This is a genomic window from Rhizobium gallicum bv. gallicum R602sp, from assembly GCF_000816845.1.
GTDB lineage: Bacteria > Pseudomonadota > Alphaproteobacteria > Rhizobiales > Rhizobiaceae > Rhizobium > Rhizobium gallicum.
Genome location: NZ_CP006877.1, coordinates 1802089 through 1824494 on the forward strand (window position 1 = coordinate 1802089; position 22406 = coordinate 1824494).

23 protein-coding genes are annotated in these 22406 nt (G+C 60.3%); 18 read left to right on the forward strand and 5 right to left on the reverse strand.

Annotated features, from left to right (window positions below; translation table 11 throughout):
* Nucleotides 1-217: 217 nt before the first annotated feature.
* The gene (gene lexA / locus RGR602_RS08990) at nt 218-934 is read right to left on the reverse strand and encodes a transcriptional repressor LexA (protein WP_039844809.1); all 717 of its coding nucleotides are present in this window, start codon (nt 932-934) and stop codon (nt 218-220) included.
* 204 nt (nt 935-1138) lie between these two features.
* Here lexA and RGR602_RS08995 point away from each other — a divergent pair, with 204 nt between their 5' ends.
* Both RGR602_RS08995 and kdsA read left to right on the forward strand, forming a co-directional pair.
* Complete coding sequence (locus RGR602_RS08995; protein WP_039844810.1) at nt 1139-2017, forward strand: VOC family protein; 879 nt, start codon at nt 1139-1141, stop codon at nt 2015-2017.
* Nucleotides 2014-2859 carry a 3-deoxy-8-phosphooctulonate synthase gene (gene kdsA / locus RGR602_RS09000; RefSeq protein ID WP_039844811.1) on the forward strand — a complete coding sequence of 282 codons (846 nt, stop codon included), beginning with the start codon at nt 2014-2016 and terminating at the stop codon, nt 2857-2859. Before RGR602_RS08995 ends, kdsA begins: the two co-directional genes overlap by 4 nt.
* 22 nt (nt 2860-2881) lie before the next feature.
* Here the strand turns inward: kdsA and RGR602_RS09005 are convergent, their stop codons facing one another.
* On the reverse strand, nt 2882-4726 hold the full coding sequence (locus RGR602_RS09005; RefSeq protein WP_039846745.1) for a methyl-accepting chemotaxis protein: 1845 nt from the start codon (nt 4724-4726) through the stop codon (nt 2882-2884).
* Nucleotides 4727-5167: 441 nt separating this feature from the next.
* On the opposite strand from RGR602_RS09005, the gene eno reads away from it, so the two are divergent.
* The 13 genes from eno to RGR602_RS09070 all read left to right on the forward strand — a co-directional run bounded on the left by eno (nt 5168) and on the right by RGR602_RS09070 (nt 16338).
* Nucleotides 5168-6442: a phosphopyruvate hydratase gene (eno, locus tag RGR602_RS09010; RefSeq protein WP_039844812.1), complete on the forward strand. Its 1275-nt coding sequence runs from the start codon at nt 5168-5170 to the stop codon at nt 6440-6442.
* A gap of 141 nt (nt 6443-6583) precedes the next feature.
* On the forward strand, nt 6584-6904 hold the full coding sequence (locus RGR602_RS09015; RefSeq protein ID WP_039844813.1) for an FtsB family cell division protein: 321 nt from the start codon (nt 6584-6586) through the stop codon (nt 6902-6904).
* A gap of 146 nt (nt 6905-7050) precedes the next feature.
* Nucleotides 7051-8097, forward strand: a complete 1047-nt coding sequence (gene pdhA / locus RGR602_RS09020; RefSeq protein WP_039844814.1) for a pyruvate dehydrogenase (acetyl-transferring) E1 component subunit alpha — start codon at nt 7051-7053, stop codon at nt 8095-8097.
* 15 nt (nt 8098-8112) lie between these two features.
* Complete coding sequence (locus RGR602_RS09025) at nt 8113-9492, forward strand: pyruvate dehydrogenase complex E1 component subunit beta (RefSeq protein ID WP_039844815.1); 1380 nt, start codon at nt 8113-8115, stop codon at nt 9490-9492.
* 18 nt (nt 9493-9510) lie between these two features.
* On the forward strand, nt 9511-10902 hold the full coding sequence (locus tag RGR602_RS09030; RefSeq protein WP_039844816.1) for a pyruvate dehydrogenase complex dihydrolipoamide acetyltransferase: 1392 nt from the start codon (nt 9511-9513) through the stop codon (nt 10900-10902).
* A 19-nt stretch (nt 10903-10921) separates the two neighbouring features.
* Nucleotides 10922-11563 (forward strand): SGNH/GDSL hydrolase family protein, encoded by a 642-nt coding sequence (locus RGR602_RS09035; protein WP_039844817.1) that lies wholly within the window; start codon nt 10922-10924, stop codon nt 11561-11563.
* Between the two features lie 2 nt (nt 11564-11565).
* On the forward strand, nt 11566-12147 hold the full coding sequence (locus tag RGR602_RS09040; RefSeq protein WP_039844818.1) for a GNAT family N-acetyltransferase: 582 nt from the start codon (nt 11566-11568) through the stop codon (nt 12145-12147).
* A 15-nt stretch (nt 12148-12162) separates the two neighbouring features.
* Complete coding sequence (lpdA, locus tag RGR602_RS09045) at nt 12163-13611, forward strand: dihydrolipoyl dehydrogenase (protein ID WP_039844819.1); 1449 nt, start codon at nt 12163-12165, stop codon at nt 13609-13611.
* A gap of 53 nt (nt 13612-13664) precedes the next feature.
* Nucleotides 13665-13919 carry a GlsB/YeaQ/YmgE family stress response membrane protein gene (locus RGR602_RS09050; protein WP_039844820.1) on the forward strand — a complete coding sequence of 85 codons (255 nt, stop codon included), beginning with the start codon at nt 13665-13667 and terminating at the stop codon, nt 13917-13919.
* A gap of 14 nt (nt 13920-13933) precedes the next feature.
* A complete protein-coding gene (locus RGR602_RS09055) occupies nt 13934-14182 on the forward strand; it encodes a GlsB/YeaQ/YmgE family stress response membrane protein (protein WP_039844821.1) in 249 nt (82 codons plus the stop codon).
* A 94-nt stretch (nt 14183-14276) separates the two neighbouring features.
* The gene (lipA, locus tag RGR602_RS09060) at nt 14277-15248 is read left to right on the forward strand and encodes a lipoyl synthase (RefSeq protein ID WP_039844822.1); all 972 of its coding nucleotides are present in this window, start codon (nt 14277-14279) and stop codon (nt 15246-15248) included.
* A 67-nt stretch (nt 15249-15315) separates the two neighbouring features.
* Nucleotides 15316-15882, forward strand: coding sequence for an AAA family ATPase (locus RGR602_RS09065; RefSeq protein ID WP_039844823.1), 567 nt, complete (start codon nt 15316-15318; stop codon nt 15880-15882).
* Between the two features lie 9 nt (nt 15883-15891).
* Entirely contained in the window at nt 15892-16338 is a 447-nt protein-coding gene (locus RGR602_RS09070; RefSeq protein ID WP_039844824.1) for a type II toxin-antitoxin system RatA family toxin, read from the forward strand.
* A 28-nt stretch (nt 16339-16366) separates the two neighbouring features.
* On the opposite strand, the gene RGR602_RS38185 is transcribed toward RGR602_RS09070, so the two are convergent.
* The 3 genes from RGR602_RS38185 to RGR602_RS09080 form a co-directional block, all read right to left on the reverse strand.
* A complete protein-coding gene (locus RGR602_RS38185; protein ID WP_082046595.1) occupies nt 16367-16675 on the reverse strand; it encodes a hypothetical protein in 309 nt (102 codons plus the stop codon).
* 71 nt (nt 16676-16746) lie between these two features.
* Nucleotides 16747-17247: a CinA family protein gene (locus tag RGR602_RS09075; RefSeq protein ID WP_039844825.1), complete on the reverse strand. Its 501-nt coding sequence runs from the start codon at nt 17245-17247 to the stop codon at nt 16747-16749.
* 2 nt (nt 17248-17249) lie between these two features.
* Complete coding sequence (locus RGR602_RS09080; RefSeq protein WP_039844826.1) at nt 17250-18470, reverse strand: bifunctional 2-C-methyl-D-erythritol 4-phosphate cytidylyltransferase/2-C-methyl-D-erythritol 2,4-cyclodiphosphate synthase; 1221 nt, start codon at nt 18468-18470, stop codon at nt 17250-17252.
* A 145-nt stretch (nt 18471-18615) separates the two neighbouring features.
* On the opposite strand from RGR602_RS09080, the gene dusB reads away from it, so the two are divergent.
* The 3 genes from dusB to ntrC are packed head-to-tail and all read left to right on the forward strand — an operon-like array spanning nt 18616 to nt 22228.
* Nucleotides 18616-19638 carry a tRNA dihydrouridine synthase DusB gene (gene dusB, locus RGR602_RS09085; RefSeq protein ID WP_039844827.1) on the forward strand — a complete coding sequence of 341 codons (1023 nt, stop codon included), beginning with the start codon at nt 18616-18618 and terminating at the stop codon, nt 19636-19638.
* Nucleotides 19638-20780 carry a two-component system sensor histidine kinase NtrB gene (locus RGR602_RS09090; protein ID WP_039844828.1) on the forward strand — a complete coding sequence of 381 codons (1143 nt, stop codon included), beginning with the start codon at nt 19638-19640 and terminating at the stop codon, nt 20778-20780. The genes dusB and RGR602_RS09090 overlap by 1 nt, the downstream gene beginning before the upstream one ends.
* Nucleotides 20777-22228 (forward strand): nitrogen regulation protein NR(I), encoded by a 1452-nt coding sequence (gene ntrC / locus RGR602_RS09095; protein WP_039844829.1) that lies wholly within the window; start codon nt 20777-20779, stop codon nt 22226-22228. The genes RGR602_RS09090 and ntrC overlap by 4 nt, the downstream gene beginning before the upstream one ends.
* Nucleotides 22229-22406 lie beyond the last annotated feature (178 nt).

Sequence of the window (22406 nt, forward strand, 5' to 3'; positions counted from 1 at the left end):
CGAAACGGTGCCACGCCCGGCTTGCGATGCCGCGGACATCGTCCGTCACGCGGGCAAGGTTGCGGTTCGGCGCCTGCCAATGGCGCAGTGCATTTCGCGGATGAAACCTCGCGGAAAACCGGCGCCGTCGAACCGTGCTTTGAACAACTGCCTTCGAGAAACTCGATTGCCCGTAGAGCTTGGCGCGCCGGCGCCTTTGCCGGCGACGCGCTGCCAGTCAATGGTAGCGGCGGATAAGGCCGACGAGCTTACCCTGAACCTTCACGCGATCCGGTCCAAAGATGCGCGTTTCGTAGGCCGGGTTCGCCGCTTCAAGCGCGATGGACGCACCCTTGCGGCGGAACCGCTTCAGCGTCGCTTCCTCGTCATCGACCAGTGCCACGACAATGTCGCCGGGATTGGCGGTGCTGGTGTTGCGGATGATGACCGTGTCGCCATCGAAGATGCCAGCATCGATCATCGAATCGCCCTTGACCTCAAGCGCATAGTGTTCGCCGGAGCCGAGCATATCGGCCGGAACGTTGATGTCGTGCGTGTTGTTCTGGATCGCCGAGATCGGCACGCCTGCCGCAATGCGGCCCATGACGGGAACCGAAATAGAGCTGTTATTGTCTTCGTTCGCCGGCTTCGGCGCGGCGGCAGCAGGCTGCGGCTTGCCGAGGCTGCCCTCGATGACGCTCGGCGAAAAGCCGCGGCGGGGCTGCATGCTCGGGCTGTAGGCTTCCGGCAGCTTGATCACTTCAAGCGCGCGGGCGCGGTTCGGTAGGCGACGAATGAAACCGCGCTCTTCCAGAGCGGTAATCAGCCGGTGGATGCCGGATTTGGACGCGAGATCCAGTGCATCCTTCATTTCGTCGAAGGATGGCGGAACGCCGGATTCCTTCATACGCTCATGAATGAAGAGGAGAAGCTCCTGTTGTTTGCGTGTCAGCATCGAAGTTTAACCCCAAATTCGTGAAACAAAGCCAGAACAGACACTATATGTTCCATATGTGTTCCGCAAGTACCTAAATTTTCGTAAAACTTCGTCCCAATACCGGTCATTTTCGGAAACTTTGTTTGCCGGATCATCGCTTTCAGCTTGCATTGACCACGTAGCGGCACACATCTTCAGCACAGGAAATGGAGACCTGGCGCCATGCAGCATCCGTTGGATCATCTTGTTCTACCGGTCACCAACATCGATCTCGCGCGGGAGCGGCTGGGACGACTGGGGTTCACGGTTGCCGCCGAGGGCCGTCATCCTTTCGGCACAGTGAATGCTTGCGTTTTTTTCGCCGACAAGACCTACCTCGAGCCGCTTGGCGTCGCGAGTGCGAAAGAATGTGAAGAATCAGTGCGGCACGGAAACGTGTTTGTGGCGCGCGACCAGGCCTTTCGTTTCCGGTGCGGCAATGACGGATTCTCTGCGGCAGCATTCAGCACGGACGACGCGGACGCCGATCATGCTCATTTCGTGCGTGCGAGAAAGAGCGGCGGCGCCATGCTGGAGTTTTCGCGCCTGATCAAGATGCCGGACGGGTCGCAATCGACAGGCACTTTCAAGCTTGCGTTTGCCGCCGATCTTCGGGCGCCGGATTTCTTCCTGTTTGACTGCCAGCGCATCAACGCCTCTCCGGCCGATCGGAGCGCGTTAGAAAAGCACGCGAACGGTGCAACCGGTATCTCGGAGATGGTGCTAAGCGCGCCCGAGCCTGAAGCCTTCGGCTCGTTCCTTCAGTTGGCCGTGTCTACGACAGAAATTGAGCGGACACCGTTTGGCGTGGCGATCGCGGCAGCGAATGTCAGGATCAGTCTGCTGTCGCCGGAAGGGGTGGAGGCTTATTTCGATTCGGTGCCGTTAACCGTGGATAAGGGTCTGAGAGGCAGCGCTATCGTTTTCCGCACCACCGATCTTGCCGTGACAGAAGCGCTTTTGGCTGATAACGGGATGCCCTATACACGCAAGAACAACAGAGTCCTGGTGAAGCCTGCGCCCGGCCAAGGCGCGATCTTCGCCTTCGAGGAGACCCGATGAGCAATACGAATTCCGAAGTCGCAGTCGGCGAAGGTGCCGGCCGCGTCGTATTTTCCAACAGTGGCAGGCTGTCGCTGATCGCCGGCGCATGCGAAATGGAGAGCCGCGACCATGCCTTCATGGTTGCTGGCACGCTCAAGGAGCTTTGCGGCAAGCTTGGCATCGGGCTCGTCTACAAGACCTCCTTCGACAAGGCGAACCGCTCTTCGCTGTCGAGCAAACGCGGTATCGGTCTAGAGAAGGGCTTGAAAGTCTTCGCCGACCTCAAGAAGGAACTCGGCATTCCGGTTCTGACAGATATCCATTCGGAAGAGCAATGCGCGCTGGTCGCCGAGGTCGTGGACGTTCTGCAGATCCCGGCCTTCCTCTCCCGTCAGACGGACCTGCTTGTGGCAGCCGCGAAGACCGGCCGTGTCATCAATGTCAAGAAGGGCCAGTTTCTCGCTCCCTGGGACATGAAGAATGTTCTCGCCAAGCTAAATCAGAGCGGCAACCCGAACGTTCTGCTTTGTGAGCGTGGCGCGTCCTTCGGTTACAATACGCTGGTCTCGGACATGCGCTCGCTGCCGATCATGGCGGCCATGGGGGCTCCGGTCATTTTCGATGCGACCCATTCCGTACAACAGCCAGGTGGCCAGGGCACGACGTCGGGCGGGGAGCGCCAGTTCGTCGAGACGCTGGCGCGGGCGGCGGTTGCGGTCGGAGTTGCAGGTGTCTTCATCGAGACCCACCAGGATCCGGACAATGCCCCCTGCGACGGCCCCAATATGGTGTACTTGAACGACATGCCGCGGCTTCTGGAAAAGCTGTTGGCCCTCGACGCCGTCGCCAAGGCGGAGTGATCCTGGCCGAAGGTGCCCGCCGTCAACCGGCGAGCGCCATCCTTTGGCTTGAGTACGACCGCGTTGCGGCGGACGTCGTTACGTCATCGAGAAGGAAGCGGGCCAGCAGGTGATTGAGGTGTATCGCCTCGTCACCGAGTTCGCGGCAGGCGGCATTTGTCTGTTCAACCATCGCCGCGTTCTGCTGCGTGACGCTGTCCATAGTGTTGACGGCGGCGTTGACTTCCAGGAGAGCGGTCGTTTGTTCGGCAGAGGAACGCACGATCGACTCGATCAACGCGGTCACCTTCAGAACCTGCTGATCGATATTGCCGAGCGCTTCACCGGTGCGGTTGACCAAGGCAACGCCGGCCGAAACCTGGCTGGAAGACGTCTCGATCAGCTGCTTGATTTCCTTTGCCAGATTGGCGGAGCGGCTGGCAAGGTCGCGCACTTCCTGTGCAACCACCGCAAAACCCTTTCCGGCCTCGCCGGCGCGGGCGGCTTCCACGCCGGCATTGAGCGCGAGCAGGTTGGTCTGGAAGGCGATTTCGTCGATGACGTTGATGATCTCGCCGATCTGTGCAGATGATGTCTCGATCTCCTCCATCGCAGCGACCGCCTCGTGCACGACGGTTGCCGAATAGCTGGCGCTTTCCTTTGTCGCCGTCATCATCACGTTGGCTTCTTTGGCCCGTACCGACGAGTTCTTGACGGTGACCGTGATCTGGTCGAGCGCCGAGGCCGCCTGCTCCAGCGAGGCGGCTTGATGTTCGGTTCGCCGGGCCAGATCGTTTGTGCTCGATGCGATTTCGCCGGAGCCGCTCCTTACTACATTCGTCACGATCGAGATTTCCTTCATCGCTTCACAAAGCGTGCGGACGCTCGAATTGAACTGCTCGCGCAGCTTCTCGTAGGCTGCGTCGAAAGGCTCGCTAAGCTGGACCGTGAGATCGCCGCCGGAGAGCCGTTCCAGGCCGCGGCTCAGGCTGGCGATGACGCCCTCGCGGATGGCTTCCTCGTCTGCATTGGCAGCGGCAAGCGCCGCATCGCGCTGTGCTTGGGCCTGACGTTCGGCATCCTGGCGGGCACGGATATTGTTCCGCTCTTCGGCGGATTCGCGGAAGACGGTGACGGCGCGCGCCATCTCCCCGATCTCGTCGGCACGCCGGCTGAAGGGCACATCCTTCGAATAGTCGCCGCCGGCAAGGATCGCCATATAGTCGCGCATCGCCGAGATCGGCACGATGGCGCGGCGGCGGAAGACGTAAAGGCCGCCAAGAAGCAGGCAGAGCGAGACTGCGGCAGCCGCGAGCGTGATAGCCGAAAGGATGCGTGTCTGTTCGGCGGCGTCCTTTTCAGCGGACGCCAGGAAGGTGTTCGCCATACCGACGAGTTCGTTGACGGCGTTTTCATGGATATGGAAATTCGTCGCAAGCTTTTCGAAGGACGCCGGAATGACTGCGGAGTCATTCTTGACAATGGCCGGAGCGAGTTCCTCCCGCATCACCTTCCAAAACACCTCGCCTTTGACAAGGACATCGTTCAAGAGCTTCTGCTTGAGGTCCGAGCTGAGCGCGGTCGCCAGCCAATATTTGCGGCGGTCCTCGTAGGCGGGCTTCAGGACATTTTCTATGCGGTCGACGTTATTCTTGGCAACGCCGGGGCGCTGCACCGCTTCGAGCGCAAGCATGTAAGACTCAACGAGGTAGAGGGGCGGCGGCAGTATATCGGCGACGAGATCCTTGCCGTAGATGATTTGTTTGTACATCTCGCCGTTCACCCGCAGCTTATTGAAGGCATAATTCTGTATGCCGATCGAAGCGATCAATCCCGCGGCGACGACCATCGCGAAAATAGCAAGGCTGCGTGCAATATTGAGTTTCATCCTGCGCCCCATGAAGTGAATAGCGAACAGATGCTGTTCGTTTGAAATTATTCTGGAATTTTCGAGGGACCTGAAATCGTGAGATCCGTATAACCAAGCGGATTTGGACCGCACGAGGAAGCGCATCATGCAATACTACTTGCCGGGAAGCGGGGCAGTATTTCCTCACTGAGTATTAATTATAATATTGATTGGTTACTGACCGATAAATTTACAACCAGATCGAAAGTGACCGGGTATCATTTCAAAACCTGAGGTTCCGAAAAGCCGGAGCAAGCTCGCGACAGGGATCGATGGGGTGCGAGCGGCTTCTTCAAAAGCCTGACATATTCGGGCTATAGGCCATACCATGCCGTGTGTCGTCGGTGTGGCATTGTAATTTGCGTGCCTTCGATTAAACAGGCTTCGAACGATTAATCACCCACCGAGCAGGAAGAGATCATGACTGCAATTACCGACATTATCGCCCGCGAGATTCTCGACAGCCGTGGCAATCCGACCGTTGAAGTCGATGTCTATCTCGAAGACGGCAGCATGGGCCGTGCGGCTGTGCCGTCCGGCGCCTCGACCGGTGCGCATGAGGCCGTCGAAGTTCGCGACGGCGGCAAGCGCTATCTCGGCAAGGGTGTTGAAAAGGCCGTCGAGGCTGCCAACACGGAAATCTTCGACGCGATCGGCGGCATCGATGCCGAAAACCAGATCCAGATCGACAACATCATGATCGACCTGGACGGCACGGCGAACAAGGCCCGCCTCGGCGCCAATGCCATCCTCGGCGTATCGCTCGCCGTCGCCAAGGCTGCCGCCCAGGCTGCCGGCCTGCCGCTCTATCGCTACGTTGGGGGCGCGAGCGCGCATCTGCTGCCGGTTCCGATGATGAACATCATCAACGGCGGCGCGCATGCCGACAATCCGATCGACTTCCAGGAGTTCATGATCATGCCGGTCGGCGCCGATTCGATCCGCGAAGCGGTTCGCATGGGCTCGGAAGTCTTCCACGTCCTCAAGAAGGAGCTCTCGGCCCAGGGGCACAACACCAATGTCGGCGACGAGGGCGGATTTGCGCCGGGCCTGAAGAGCGCGTCCGAAGCGCTCGACTTCATCATGAAGTCGATCGAGAAAGCCGGCTACAAGCCGGGCGATGACATCTGCCTCGGTCTCGATTGCGCTTCGACGGAATTCTTCAAGGACGGCAAGTATGTTCTGGAAGGAGAGGGCCGCACGCTTGAATCGGGCGCCATGGCTGAATACCTCGCCGATCTCGCCGGCAAGTACCCGATCATCTCGATCGAGGACGGCATGGCTGAGGACGATTGGGACGGCTGGAAGGCGCTGACGGACCTCGCAGGCAAGAAGGTGCAGCTGGTGGGCGACGATCTTTTCGTCACCAACTCGGAGCGCCTGCGCGACGGCATCCGCATGGGTGTCGCCAACTCGATCCTCGTGAAGGTCAACCAGATCGGATCTCTGACCGAAACGCTCGACGCCGTCAACACCGCGCACAAGGCAGCCTACACCGCCGTCATGTCGCACCGCTCGGGCGAGACCGAAGACTCCACGATCGCCGATCTCGCCGTCGCGACCAACTGCGGCCAGATCAAGACCGGCTCGCTGTCGCGCTCCGACCGTCTGGCGAAGTATAACCAGCTGATCCGCATCGAAGAGGGCCTTGGCCCCCAGGCTCGCTACGCCGGTCGCTCGATCGTCCGAGGCTGATATCCTTTAAAAATCATATCCTTGAAACCCGCGCTTTGCCGGCGCGGGTTTTTTGTTGCTCTCAATTCATAGTCAACGGACGGTTAATCTCTCAGGCGTAAGCTTGTTGAATAGGTAATGCGTTTGAGAGCATGTGCGCGTATGTGGACAAAGCATCATAAGAAGAGAAAGCTCGGCCGGTTCGTCATTCCGGCCATGACGGTCGCTTTTCTCTCCTATTTCGGTTATCACTGCATTCACGGCGACTATGGTCTCCGGGCCACAGAAGGCTTCGAGAAGCGCCGAATTGCGCGTGAGCGTGAGCTTGCGGTCTTGAAGGCGAAACGCGAACATCTGGAGCAGCAAGTCGCGCTGTTGAGCGATGGCTCGCTCGACAAGGACATGCTGGACGAAAAAGCCCGCTATCAGTTGAACATGTCGCGGGCCGACGAAATCGTCATATTCAATTCCTATGCCAATTAACCGGAAATAGGTTAATTGGCAATTCTGTAGCTTTATCAATTATTTAAAGCAGAATACGTGCCATGCATTTATGGCATTGCTGTGGCCAAATTTCTTCCCTATGGTACGCGCCACCTAAGAAACGACAAACCCATAGGGAGGGTTGAATGGCGCCGCGAAAGACCGCGACCGTTTCCAGCCGCAAAACCAGCGCAAAACCGCAGAGCAAGCAATCGAATGGCGGGGCTATCGCCGATTTCGACCGCGATACCGAACTTAAGGCCTATCGCGAAATGCTACTCATCCGCCGTTTCGAGGAAAAGGCAGGCCAGCTGTACGGCATGGGCTTCATCGGCGGTTTCTGTCACCTTTATATCGGCCAGGAAGCCGTTGTCGTCGGCATGCAGTTCGCGCTCAAGGAAGGCGACCAAGTCATCACCGGCTACCGCGATCACGGCCATATGCTGGCGACCGGCATGAACGCGCGCGGCGTGATGGCGGAGCTGACGGGACGCAGGGGCGGCTATTCCAAGGGGAAGGGCGGCTCCATGCACATGTTCTCCAAGGAAAAGCATTTCTACGGCGGCCACGGCATCGTCGGCGCCCAGGTTTCGCTCGGCACCGGCCTCGCGTTCGCCAACAAGTATCGCGGCAATGACAATGTCAGCGTCGCCTATTTCGGCGACGGCGCGGCCAACCAGGGCCAGGTCTACGAAAGCTTCAACATGGCGCAGCTCTGGAAGCTGCCCGTCATCTACGTGATAGAGAATAACCGCTACGCCATGGGCACCTCGACCGCCCGCGCGACCGCGCAGGCCGATTTCTCCAAGCGCGGAGCGTCCTTCGGCATTCCGGGTATGCAGGTGGACGGCATGGACGTGCGCGCCGTCAAGGCTGCTGCCGATGAAGCGATCGAGTACTGCCGTTCCGGCAAGGGTCCGATGATCCTCGAAATGCTGACCTATCGTTATCGCGGCCATTCGATGTCCGACCCGGCGAAGTATCGTTCGAAGGACGAAGTGCAGAAGATGCGCTCCGAATCCGATCCGATCGAGCAGGTGCGCCTGCGCCTCATCGAGAAGGGCTGGGCGTCGGAAGATGACCTGAAGTCCATCGACAAGGACGTGCGCGATATCGTCGCCGACAGCGCCGATTTCGCCCAGGCCGATCCAGAGCCGGATGTATCCGAGCTCTACACCGACATTCTGCTCTAATCGGGGAGGGAACCCATGCCTATCGATATCCTCATGCCCGCCCTCTCTCCGACGATGGAAGAAGGCACGCTGTCCAAATGGCTCAAGAAAGAAGGCGACAAGGTCACTTCCGGTGACGTGATTGCCGAGATCGAAACCGACAAGGCGACGATGGAAGTCGAAGCCGTCGACGAAGGCGTGATTGGCAAGCTTTTGGTCCCGGCCGGCACCGAAAATGTCAAGGTGAACGCCAAGATCGCCGTGCTGCTGCAGGATGGCGAATCGGCTTCGGACATCTCCACCGCAGCCCCCGCCGCACAGCCGGCTCCGGTTGCGGCTCCTCAGGCCGAGGAAAAAACGGCCGCCCAGGCGTCCGTTCCGGCCGAGCCTAAGGCTTTCGTTCCGAACGATCCGGAAATCCCGACAGGCACCGAGATGGTGTCGATGACCGTTCGCGAAGCGCTTCGCGACGCCATGGCCGAAGAAATGCGCGCCGACGAGAGCGTCTTCGTCATGGGCGAGGAAGTTGCAGAATACCAGGGCGCCTACAAGGTGACTCAGGGCCTCTTGCAGGAGTTCGGCTCGCGCCGCGTGGTCGATACCCCGATCACCGAACATGGCTTTGCCGGCATCGGCGTCGGTGCTGCTATGGCCGGCCTACGACCGATCGTCGAATTCATGACTTTCAACTTCGCCATGCAGGCGATAGACCAGATCATCAATTCCGCCGCCAAGACGCTCTACATGTCCGGCGGCCAGATGGGCGCACCGATGGTCTTCCGCGGCCCGAACGGCGCGGCTGCCCGCGTTGCCGCCCAGCACAGCCAGGACTACGCTGCCTGGTACTCGAGCATTCCGGGCCTCAAGGTTGTCATGCCGTACACGGCGTCGGACGCCAAGGGCCTGCTAAAGGCCGCAATCCGCGATCCGAACCCGGTCATCTTCCTCGAGAACGAAATCCTCTACGGCCAGCACTTCGACGTGCCGAAGCTCGATAACTTCGTTCTGCCGATCGGCAAGGCCCGTATCCACCGTCCAGGCAAGGATGCGACCGTCGTATCATGGGGCATTGGCATGACCTATGCCACGAAAGCCATCGCCGAACTCGAAAAACTTAGCATCGACGTCGAACTGATCGACCTTCGCACCATACGTCCGATGGATCTGCCGACCATCATCGAATCGGTTAAGAAGACGGGCCGCTTGGTCACCGTCGAGGAAGGCTATCCGCAGTCGTCCGTCGGCACGGAAATCGCCACCCGCGTCATGCAGCAGGCCTTCGATTATCTCGATGCGCCGATCCTTACGATTGCCGGCAAGGACGTTCCAATGCCCTATGCCGCCAACCTCGAGAAGCTGGCTCTGCCGAATGTCGGCGAAGTCGTCGATGCGGTGAAGGCCGTCTGCTACAAATAACAAGGGGAGGGTATTTCGATGCCTATCAACATCACGATGCCAGCCCTATCTCCGACGATGGAAGAAGGCAATCTGGCCAAGTGGCTCGTCAAGGAAGGCGACACCGTCAAGTCCGGCGATGTGATCGCCGAGATCGAGACAGACAAGGCGACAATGGAAGTCGAAGCCGTCGATGAGGGCACGATTGCCAAGATCGTCGTTCCGGCCGGTACGGAAGGTGTCAAGGTCAATGCGCTGATCGCGGTTCTTGCCGGCGAAGGCGAGGACGTTGCCGCCGCTGCAAGCGGCGCGGGTTCGGCTGCTGCCTCGTCCTTCGAAGCGAAAGCCCAAAGCGCTTCCGCTACTCGCGACGAGGCAGGCAAAGGCACCGCGCCAGCCGCTGCCCTGCTTGCCGCGAATGCCAATGTGAGCCCTCACCCTGAGGTGCCGCTGCAGGCCGCCCCGAAGGGGGAGGGCGTCACACGCACCTTCTCCTCGCCGCTCGCGCGGCGTCTGGCCAAGGAAGCCGGTATAGATCTTTCCACAATTGCCGGTTCCGGCCCGCGCGGCCGTGTGGTTAAGAGCGATGTCGAGACCGCCGTCGCCGGTGGTGGCGCTAAAGCGGCGCCCGCTGCTGCGGCGGCTCAGCAGGCTGCTGCGGCTCCGGCTCCGGCACCGGCTGCAGCCAAGGGTGCACCGGAGGAGGCTGTCCTCAAGCTCTTCGAGCCGGGCTCCTACGAGCTCGTGCCGCATGACGGCATGCGCAAGACGATTGCCCGCCGCCTGGTGGAATCCAAGCAGACCATCCCGCACTTCTACGTCACCGTCGATTGCGGACTGGATGCGCTGCTGGCGCTGCGTTCCCAGCTCAACGATTCCGCCCCGCGCAAGGATGGTGCCCCGGCCTACAAGCTTTCTGTCAACGACATGGTCATCAAGGCGCTTGCGCTTGCGCTGCGAGACGTTCCGGACGCGAATGTGTCCTGGACCGAAAATAACATGGTCAAGCACAAGCATGCCGATGTCGGCGTCGCCGTCTCCATTCCAGGCGGGCTGATCACCCCGATCGTTCGCAAGGCTGAAGAAAAGACGCTGTCCGCCATCTCCAACGAGATGCGTGATCTCGGCAAGCGCGCCAAGGACCGCAAGCTGAAACCTGAGGAATACCAAGGCGGCACCACCTCGGTCTCGAACATGGGCATGATGGGCGTGAAAGACTTCGCAGCCGTCGTCAACCCGCCACATGCGACGATCCTTGCGGTCGGCGCCGGCGAGCAGCGTGTCATTGTCAAGAAGGGCGAAATGGCGATCGCGACGGTGATGAGCATCACGCTTTCGACCGACCACCGTTGCGTCGACGGTGCGCTCGGCGCCGAGTTGCTGCAGGCCTTCAAGGGCTATATCGAAAACCCGATGAGCATGCTTGTCTGATCATTGAGCGGAGACGGAAATGACGAAGACCGTTCTTTGCTATGGCGACTCGCTCACCTGGGGCTACGATCCGGTTTCGCTGAGGCGGCATGCCTATGAGGACCGCTGGCCGAGCGTGCTGCAGGCAGCGCTTGGCGCTGCGGCGCATGTCATTCCCGAAGGCATGAACGGCCGGACGACCGCTTTCGACGACCATCTCGCCGATTGCGACCGCAACGGTGCGCGCGTCCTGCCGACGATCCTGCAGACGCATGCGCCGCTTGATCTCGTCATCATCATGCTCGGAACCAACGACATGAAGTCGGTCGTGGCGGGATCGGCTTTTGCCGCCTGCCAGGGCATCGGCCGCCTGGTGCGGCTGATCCGCAATCATGCCTGGCCCTTCGAGTTCGATGGGCCGGACATCCTAATCATAGCACCGCCGGCGATCTGCGCGACAGGGAATGTGCCTTTTGCCGCTTCGTTCCCGGGCGGTATCGAGGAATCGGCAAAACTTGCAACGCTTTATCGTGACCTTGCCGACGAACTCGGTTGCGGATTCTTCGACGGCAACTCAGTCGCGAAGACGACACCGGTCGACGGCATCCATCTCGATGCGGAAAATACCCGCGCTCTCGGGCGCGGGCTAGAATCAATTGTACGGATGATGCTGGGGCTCTGACCATGGCCGCTTTCGCCGCGCTGCGGCCGGCAGAACGGCGGGACGCGGCAGAGCTGGCCATCCTCGTGGACATCGGCTCGCACGGCTTTGCTTCCTGGCTTTGGTTCGCGGAGGTGGCGGGCAGCAGCGCCGACACGCCGCTGGAGTGGGGCCGGATGAAGATGAGCCGCGATGGCGGATGGGGGAATTGGCAGAACGCGGTGATTGCCGAGGCTTATGGTGAGATCGCCGGAACGGCGGTGGGCTATGCGCTTGGCGAAGAGATCAGAGCGATCGCGGCGGATCGTCGTGCGCTGGAGCCGGTAATAGCGCTACAGAAGCAGGCGGCCGGAAACTGGTTCATCGGCACGCTGGCCGTCTATCGCCATCTGCGCGGCATCGGCATCGGAAAGCGATTGCTGGGGGACCAGATCGAGAAGGCGGGAGAGCGGGCTGTCAGCCTGATCACCGCAAGTGATAATGAGGCAGCGCTCGCGCTGTACGAGAAGAATGGATTTTCGCAAGCCGCCCGCGCTGAGGCCGTGGCGCTTTTCGAAAACAGCAGGAAACACGAGTGGGTGCTTCTGACCCGCCTCGCCGGATAAAAAAGGCAGGAAAACATGGCTGAGAATTACGACGTCATCATCATCGGCTCCGGCCCGGGCGGCTATGTCGCGGCCGTGCGTGCCGGCCAGCTCGGTCTGAAGACCGCGATCGTCGAACGCGAGCACCTTGGAGGCATCTGCCTGAACTGGGGCTGCATCCCGACCAAGGCGTTGCTGCGCTCCGCCGAAATTCTCGACCATTCCACTCATTTGAAGGATTACGGCCTCGTTCTCGAAGGCAAGGTCAGTGCCGATGTGAAGGCCGTTGTTGCCCGTTCGCGCGGCGTTTCCGCACGCCTCAACAGCGGCGTCGGCTTCCTGATGAAGAAAAACAAGGTGGATGTGATCTGGGGCGAAGCCAAGATCACCAAACCCGGCGAGATCGTCGTCTCCAAGACTTCCAAGCCGGTTGTTGAGCCGCAGCATCCGTTGCCGAAGAACATCAAGAGCCAGGAAGGTACTTACACCGCCAAGCATATCATTATTGCGACCGGCGCCCGCCCGCGCGCTCTGCCGGGCATCGAGCCGGACGGCAAGCTGATCTGGACCTATTTCGAGGCGCTGAAGCCGGATGTCCTGCCGAAGTCCTTGATCGTCATGGGCTCGGGCGCCATCGGCATCGAATTTGCGAGCTTCTACCGCTCGATGGGTGTCGATGTGACCGTCGTCGAAGTCCTGCCGACGATCATGCCGGTCGAGGATGCGGAAGTGACCGCCATGGCCCGCAAGCAGCTGGAAAAGCGCGGCATGAAGATCTTCACGAGCGCCAAGGTGGCGAAGGTCGAGAAGGGCGCCGGCAGCATCACCGCCCATGTCGAGACGGCTGATGGCAAGATCCAGCAGATCACCGCGGACCGTATGATCTCGGCCGTCGGCGTGCAGGGCAATATCGAGAACCTCGGTCTCGAAACACTCGGCGTGAAGACGGATCGCGGCTGCGTGGTAGTTGACGGCTATGGCAAGACCAGTGTTCCCGGCATCTACGCGATCGGCGATGTCGCCGGCCCGCCGATGCTGGCCCACAAGGCCGAACATGAAGGCGTTGTCTGCGTTGAAAAGCTCGCCGGCCTGCCGAATGTTCATCCGACCGACAAAGGCAAGGTTCCGGGCTGCACCTATTGCCAGCCGCAGGTTGCCTCTGTTGGTCTGACGGAAGCAAAGGCCAAGGAACTGGGCCGCGACATCCGCGTCGGTCGTTTCTCGTTCGCCGCAAACGGCAAGGCGATCGCGCTCGGCGAGGACCAGGGCCTCTGCAAGGTGATTTTCGACAAGAAGACCGGCGAACTCCTCGGAGCGCATATGGTTGGCGCTGAGGTAACCGAGCTGATCCAGGGCTTCGTCGTCGCGATGAATCTCGAGACGACCGAGGAAGAACTGATGCACACGATCTTCCCGCACCCGACCGTCTCCGAATCGATGAAGGAAGCCGTGCTGGACGCTTACGGCCGGGTGTTGAACGCTTGATAATTTCCCTTTTCACCCTCTATCCGAGGTAGAAAAAACGAAAGGAAATCATCATGTCTATGGAGACGCAGGCATGGCTTGTCTTCCTGCTGATCGGCCTCGTTGCGGGCTTCCTCGCGAGCTTGGTGGTCGGCGGAGGCGGATTGGTGCGCTGCCTGCTCAGCGGCATCATCGGCGCGTTCGTGGGCGGGTTTCTGTTCAATGCGCTGGGTATATCGCTCGGCATTGAAAATGCGTTGGTCGTGCAGATCATTCACGCCACAGTCGGCGCCATTGTCGTGGTGTTGATTGCAAGGGCGATAGCTTAGGGAAAACGATAATCATGGAAGGCGTCGGCTGGATAGCGGCAATCATCATCGGCGGTTTTGCGGGCTGGCTCGCCGGCAAGCTGATGGAAGCGCGATATGGCATTGTGCTGAACATCGTGCTCGGCATCGTCGGTTCGGTGGTCGCGACTGCCATCCTGGCGCAGTTCCACGTCGAGGTGGCCGCAGGACGGCTCGGCTACTTCGTCACCGGTTTCCTCGGCGCCTGCCTGCTGATATTCATCGCCCGGCTCGTGCGGCGATAATGCGCATCACGACACGAATTGTAAGGTTCGAGCAAAACGCTTATGTGCAGACAGGTGACGGAGCCGCATGGGGCGGCGGAAAGTTGATACTGCAATGGTAACCATTCTCGACACGGTCAATCCCGACGCCAAGCGCGTGCGGCATCCGGAAAAGGCTAACCGCCCCGATACGGAAGTCATGCGCAAGCCGGACTGGATCCGCGTCAAGGCCCCGACCTCGAAGGGCTATGCCGAAACGCGCGCGATCGTGAAGGAAAACAAGCTCGTCACCGTCTGCGAAGAAGCCGGATGTCCGAATATCGGCGAGTGCTGGGACAAGAAGCACGCGACCTTCATGATCATGGGCGAGATCTGTACCCGTGCCTGCGCCTTCTGCAACGTCTCAACAGGCAAGCCGAACGCGCTCGACATGGCGGAGCCTGAGAACGTCGCCAAGGCCGTCAAGGAGATGGGCCTTTCCCACGTCGTCATCACCTCGGTCGACCGCGACGATCTGGAAGACGGCGGTGCTGAGCATTTCGAGAGGGTGATCTGGGCGATCCGCGCAGCGTCGCCGGCAACCACGATCGAAATCCTGACGCCGGACTTCCTGCGCAAGCCGGGCGCCCTGGAGCGCGTCGTCGCCGCCAAGCCGGATGTCTTCAACCACAATCTGGAAACCGTGCCGTCGAACTACCTGACGGTCCGTCCAGGCGCCCGCTATTTCCACTCCATTCGCCTGCTGCAGCGCGTGAAGGAACTGGACCCGACGATGTTCACCAAGTCCGGCATCATGGTTGGCCTTGGCGAAGAGCGTAACGAAGTGCTCCAATTGATGGACGACCTGCGCACCGCCGACGTCGACTTCCTGACGATCGGCCAGTACCTGCAGCCGACCCGCAAGCACCACAAGATCGAGAAGTTCGTGACGCCGGATGAATTCAAGTCGTACGAAACCGTCGCCTACACCAAGGGCTTCCTAATGGTGGCATCGAGCCCGCTCACCCGCTCTTCGCACCACGCCGGCGACGATTTCACCCGATTGAGGGCAGCACGCGAAAAGAAGCTGCTGACGGCGGCGGAATAATCAACGAAGGCTTGCATTTTCTGAAAGCCGCGGCGATCCTCCCGCGGCTTTTTTGTTGGAGGATGCCATGGCCTGGTTGAGCGATGTCAGGGATGCCGCCCACCGGCTCAAGACGGCTGATCGCGTACTCGTCATCGGCTGCTCCGGCGGCGGCAAGACCACGCTTGCGCGGACGATCGCAACGCGCTTCAGCCTGCCCTTCATTTCCATGGATCGCGAGTTCTTCTGGCTGCCGGGCTGGGTCGCACGCGCACGCCCGCAGCAGCGGGCGTTGATAGCCGAACGGATCAAGCGAGATCGCTGGATTATGGACGGAACCAACACGTCGAGCTTTGATCTCCGGCTGCCGCGGGCCGATATCGTCCTGTGGGTCCGCATGCCGCGTCTGATATGCGTTTGGGGCGCGGTCAGCCGCTGGCTGAAGTGGATTGGACGTACACGGCCGGAAATGACGCCGGGCTGTCCGGAGAAGGTCGATCTCGAATTCCTGCGCTACATCTGGAATTTCGAGAAGAAGCATTCGCCCATGGTTCTCGCCGCCATGGCCGCCCACGGCCCCGATGTCCCGGTTCTCCAGCTAAAATCACGCCATCAGATGCGCGAGCTTCTTGATCTTCTCGGTTCCCCCGCTTAACTGCCGATCATGCCGCAATTCGAAACGCATCACCGCGTCCCGCACTCCGCTGATCAGATGTTCGACCTCGTGGCCGACGTGGAACGCTATCCCGAATTCCTGCCGCTCTGCGAAGCCTTGAGCATCCGCAGCTGCAAGGAGCGCGACGGCAAGATCTTGCTGATTGCCGACATGACCGTCGGCTACAAGGCGATACGCGAGACCTTCACGACGCAGGTGCTGCTCAACAAGGCGGAGCGCTTCATCGACGTCAAATACATCGACGGGCCGTTCCGGTATCTCGACAATCGCTGGCGCTTTGAGGAGGCCGTCGGTGACGGCTGTACCATCCATTTCTTCATCGACTACGAGTTCAAGAGTCGCATCCTCGGTGCGCTGATGGGCTCGATGTTCGACCGCGCCTTCCGCATGTTTTCCGAGGCCTTCGAAAAGAGGGCGGAAGCGGTCTACCGATAGCCGCCAGACGGCCGTGTCCTGGAAGTCCTTACCGATCGAAGAAGTGATAGAAGTACCGATTTGCCGGATAGGCATATGCCCCCCGATCAATAAAGTTGCGCCGCGACAGGCAACTTCTCAGGGCCGCGTTGTAAACGAGGCTGTACGGGTTGGGCGACCCTCTTGGCCAGGACATCGCCTCGTACCGGCAATATCCAAGCGCACGGTCGTATTTCGCTAGCAAGACAGGGTCGGAATCGACGCGGATTCCATGATATGTCTGATAGTTTGACGGGGCCTCGGCAGCCGATACGCAGCCCAGGCTCAAAGCAACTCCCATTGCGGCCAGATATCTCATCGACGTAACCCTTTGCGGAATGAAATCCGGCATAGGAACGGGCGCCAGTGCTCTTTGTTCCAAGCGCGGGATTATGCCCGGTTTTCCCGGAGTTCGATCAGCATTTCCAGCGCGGTCTGTACGGTTGCAAGACGCACCTTGTCGCGGCCGATATCGCCATAGAGCATCTTGCGGCGGATGAGGGCGCCGGTGCGCGATTTCGCCGCCAGATGAACCAATCCGACCGGCTTTTGCGGCGAGCCCCCGCTCGGCCCGGCAATCCCTGTCACGGCGACCGCAACGTCGGCGCGGGAGCGGAAAAGGGCGCCGTGCGCCATCTGCAGCGCTGTCTCCGCGGAAACGGCGCCGAAGCTTTCGAGTGTACCTTCCTGAACGCCGAGCATCTCGATCTTGGCGGTATTGGTATATGTGACAAAACCGCGATCGACGACTGCCGAGGAGCCGGAGATTTCGGTGAGCGCGCCGGCAATCAGCCCCCCGGTGCAGGATTCAGCAGTTGAGATCGTATTCTTTGCCGTCGTGAAATCGCGCACGATGATCTCCGCGAGCGAGAGAATGTCGGCGGTGAACATATTTACCCCTTTGCTCGGCGGTAGACGACGGTCGCGGTTGCGATCGCCGCAATGCCCTCGCGGCGGCCGACAAAGCCGATCGTCTCGTTCGTCGTGGCCTTCACTGAGCAGCGGTCGATCGAGATACCTAGAAATTCGGAGAGATTAGTCCGCATCGCGTGGCGGTGCGGGCCGACTTTCGGTGCTTCGGCGATCAGCGAGACGTCGGCATTCATGATCGTGCCGCCGCGATCGCGCACGATCTTCGCTGCATGTTCGAGGAAGATGCGCGAGGCTGCACCTTTCCATTGTGGGTCCGAAGGCGGGAAGTGATCGCCGATATCGCCTGCGCCGCAGGTGGCAAGCAGCGCGTCGGTCAGGGCATGCAGCGCGACGTCCGCATCCGAATGGCCTTTGAGCCGCTGCTCGTGCGGGATGAAGACGCCGCAGAGCGTGACCCCATCGCCGGCTTGCAATTGATGCACATCATAGCCGTTGCCGGTGCGCACGTCAGGCAGCTGCGATGACGAAAGCCGGTCGTCGGCAAGGGCGATATCCCGTTTAACCGTCAGTTTCACGTTGTCGGCAGCACCTTCGACGATTGTCACGGGAATCCCGGCCCATTCGGCGATTGATGCGTCGTCTGTGAAATCCGTGCGGCCCATCTCGCTTGCCTTTTCATGCGCCGAGAGGATGGTGTCATAGACGAAGGATTGCGGCGTCTGGGCCGCGAAAAGATGCTCGCGCGACACCGTTTCCAGAACAGTGCCCGTAGCGTCAGCCCGCTTCAGCGTGTCGGCAACAGGTATTGCGGGCAGGACCGCCGGCGCGCCGCCGGCCAGTGCATCGGCAATGCGATCGAGAAGCTGGTGGTCGAAGAAGGGGCGAACGGCATCATGAATGAGGACATGCGTAATGCCTTTGTTTTTCAGGTGCCTCAGTCCGGCGAGAACAGACTGCTGTCGCGTTGCACCGCCGTGAACGGCTTCGATCGGCGTGGCGGACAGCACCTGGCGAAATGCCTTTGCGACCAGCGCGTCGTCGTCGGGATGGATGACGACGACGACGTGGGCGGCGTGCTCCCATGTCATGAAGTTTTCCAGCGTGTGCGTGATAACCGGCTTTCCGCCGATTAACCGGTATTGCTTCGGACCTTCCTCATGCGAGCCCGCCCGCTCGCCGCGGCCGGCAGCAACGATGACAATTCCAGCCGAGATCGGTTGCGTCGAATGCATTTGCGGCATAAATCCCTAAAAATGTGCGGAAAGCGGCGTGACTGCTCTATCCCCTTCGCGGTTCGCTTTCCAGCATCTGCCCAAAAAATATCAATTCTCACCGAAGCCTCTTGGCAAGCCCCCTTAGTATGGCTAAAAATAGTGCAGCAGTACCGTGTGCCTGAAAGATAATCAATTGCATCCAGTAAACCTTGCGGCGCCCTTGCAGATCGGAAATGTCTCCGTGCGCAACCGCGTTGTGCTGGCGCCGATGTCCGGCGTCACCGACATGCCCTTCAGGCAGCTCGCCTGGCGCCACGGCGCAGGCCTGGTTGTAACCGAGATGGTAGCGAGCAGGGAGCTCGTGAACAATACGGCCGAATCATGGTCGCGACTGAGGGATGCCGGCTTCAAGCCGCATATGGTGCAGCTCGCCGGCCGCGAGGCGCATTGGATGGCGCAGGCGGCCAAGATCGCGGCCGATAGCGGCGCCGACATCATCGACATCAACATGGGTTGTCCGGCCAAGAAGGTGATCGGCGGCTATTCCGGATCGGCGCTGATGCGCGATCCGGATCATGCGCTGAGCCTCATCGAGGCAACCGTGAAGGCTGTCGATGTTCCGGTTACGCTGAAGATGCGGCTCGGCTGGGACGACAATTCGATTAACGCACCAGAGATCGCCAAGCGTGCCGAAGCTGCAGGGGTAAAGCTGATAACCATTCATGGCCGTACGCGGATGCAGTTTTACGAAGGCAAGGCGAACTGGGACGCGATCCGCGACGTTCGCAACGCAATTTCGGTTCCGCTGATCGCAAACGGCGATGTCGACACAAAGGCAGATGCGCAGGAGATCCTTCGCCGCTCGGGCGCTGATGTGGTGATGATCGGCCGGGGTTGTCAGGGACGGCCATGGCATGCAGGCGTGCTGGCTGGCGCACCCGCGCCGTCGCCGGGGAAAATACCGGACATTGCCGTCGAGCATTACGAAATGATGCTGGATTTCTATGGCGAGGCGACGGCCATCCGCCATGCCCGCAAGCACCTCGGTTGGTATCTGGAGCGTTTCGCACCGGTGCTGCCGGTTTCGCAGAAGGCGGCAATCATGACATCGCATATACGGGCAGAAGTAGTCTCGCGCCTTCGCGATGCGCTGGCGGCCGGTTTGGAAATTTCAAAAAGCCGGGAGGCGGCATGATGGACAAGGTTCAAGCCGATCATACCGGTGGCGTTGCGATGGCAGTGCTGAACGCGATCCAGAATCCGGTGGTGATGGTCGACGAGGCGGGCCTGATAGCCTTCGCGAACTGGGAGGCGGAATCGTTTTTCGGCGCCAGCGCGTCGCACCTTGCCCGCTACAAGATTTCCACCTTCATTCCGTTCGGAAGCCCGCTACTGGCCCTGATCGATCAGGTGCGGGAGCGCAGGGCACCCGTCAACGAATACCGCGTCGACCTGAGTTCGCCCCGTCTTGGCCAGGACAAGCTGGTCGATATCTACGTCGCGCCGGTGATCAGCGAGCCCGGCTCCGTCGTCGTGGTGTTCCAGGAGCGTTCGATGGCCGACAAGATCGACCGTCAGCTGACGCACCGGGCGGCCGCCCGGTCGGTGACGGGCCTCGCATCCATGCTCGCCCACGAAATCAAGAATCCGCTCTCCGGCATTCGTGGTGCCGCCCAGCTTCTCGAGCAGTCGGTCGTCGATGAGGACCGCGCGCTGACGAGGCTCATCTGCGACGAGACCGACCGCATCGTGTCGCTGGTCGATCGCATGGAGGTCTTCTCAGACGAGCGCCCTGTCGATCGTCTGCCCGTCAACATCCATTCGGTCCTCGACCATGTGAAGGCGGTGGCAAAGGCAGGCTTTGCGCGGCACATCCGCATCACTGAGAATTACGATCCGTCGCTGCCTGCAGTTTACGCCAACCGCGATCAGCTCGTGCAGGTCTTCCTCAACCTCGTGAAGAATGCAGCCGAAGCAGTCGGAGACCGGCAGGATGGCGAGATCATGCTGACGACGGCCTATCGCCCCGGCATCCGCCTTTCTGTCGCCGGAACGCGCGAAAAAATCTCGCTGCCGCTGGAGTTCTGCGTGCACGACAACGGTCCCGGCGTGCCGTCCGACTTGTTGCCGCATCTCTTCGATCCGTTCATCACCACGAAGACGAACGGCAGCGGCCTCGGCCTTGCACTGGTCGCCAAGATCATCGGCGATCACGGCGGAATCATCGAATGCGACAGCCAGAACAACAAGACGACGTTCCGCGTCCTTATGCCGGCTTCGAAGGATGCTTCGGCCGATGATGCGGCAATTGCAAACCCAACAGGAACTTCTCGATGACAGCAACGATCCTCGTCGCGGATGATGACGCGGCCATCCGTACCGTGCTAAACCAGGCGCTCAGCCGTGCAGGTTATGATGTTCGCATCACCTCCAATGCCGCCACGCTCTGGCGCTGGGTTTCGGCTGGCGAGGGCGATCTGGTCGTGACTGACGTGGTGATGCCGGACGAGAATGCCTTCGATCTGCTGCCGAGAATCAAGAAGGCTCGTCCCGAGCTGCCGGTGCTCGTTATGAGCGCGCAGAATACATTTATGACGGCCATCAAAGCCTCTGAGAAGGGCGCCTACGACTATCTTCCAAAGCCCTTCGACCTGACGGAACTCATCGGCATTATCGGTCGCGCGCTGGCGGAACCGAAAAAGAAGCCAGCCAAGCTCGACGAAGACATGCAGGACGGCATGCCGCTTGTCGGCCGTTCCGCGGCCATGCAGGAAATCTATCGCGTCCTCGCCCGGCTGATGCAGACCGACCTGACTCTGATGATCACGGGTGAATCCGGTACCGGCAAGGAGCTTGTGGCCCGCGCGTTGCACGATTACGGCAAGCGCCGCAACGGACCGTTTGTAGCGATCAACATGGCGGCCATCCCTCGTGACCTCATCGAATCCGAGCTCTTCGGCCACGAAAAGGGTGCCTTTACCGGGGCGCAGACCCGTTCCACCGGCCGCTTCGAACAGGCCGAAGGCGGCACGCTCTTCCTCGATGAAATCGGCGATATGCCGATGGACGCACAAACGCGTCTTTTGCGCGTCCTGCAGCAGGGCGAATATACGACTGTCGGCGGGCGTACGCCGATCCGCACAGACGTCCGCATCGTCGCGGCGACCAACAAGGATCTGAAGCAGGCGATCAACCAGGGGCTCTTCCGCGAGGACCTCTATTACCGCTTGAACGTCGTCCCGCTAAGGCTTCCGCCATTGCGCGACCGCGCCGAGGATATTCCGGACCTGGTTCGGCACTTCATCCAGCAGGCCGAAAAGGAAGGGCTCGGTACCAAGCGGTTTGACCAGGAAGCTATCGAGCTGATGAAGGCCTACGCCTGGCCGGGCAATGTGCGCGAGTTGGAAAATCTCATCCGCCGCTTGGTGGCACTTTATCCACAGGACGTGATCACGCGCGAGATAATCGAAGCCGAACTTCGTTCCGACGTGCCGGACAGCCCGATCGACAAGGGGCCGATCCGTGCGGGATCAATGACGATTGCCCAGGCAGTGGAAGAAAACATGCGGACTTATTTCGCAAGTTTCGGCGATAACCTGCCACCTCCGGGCCTTTACGACCGGGTGCTGACAGAACTGGAATATCCGCTGATCCTCGCCGCCTTGACAGCCACGCGGGGCAACCAGATCAAAGCGGCGGATTTGCTCGGACTCAACCGCAATACGCTGCGCAAAAAGATACGCGAACTCGGCGTTTCCGTTTACAGAAGCTCTCGAACAGCTTGACAAGGCTGCAGGCCGCGTTGCATTTTCGCCACAATGCGTTGCTTAAAGGTCACGCATAGGGTTTGGACTTCGCCATCGCATCGAGGCTGCTGAAGCTCATGTTTCAGGCTGTCCGGCGCCGTTTCAGCAGAAGGCTGAGACGCCGGGGGCTTTGCATGCATGGCGATCATATCCGGTC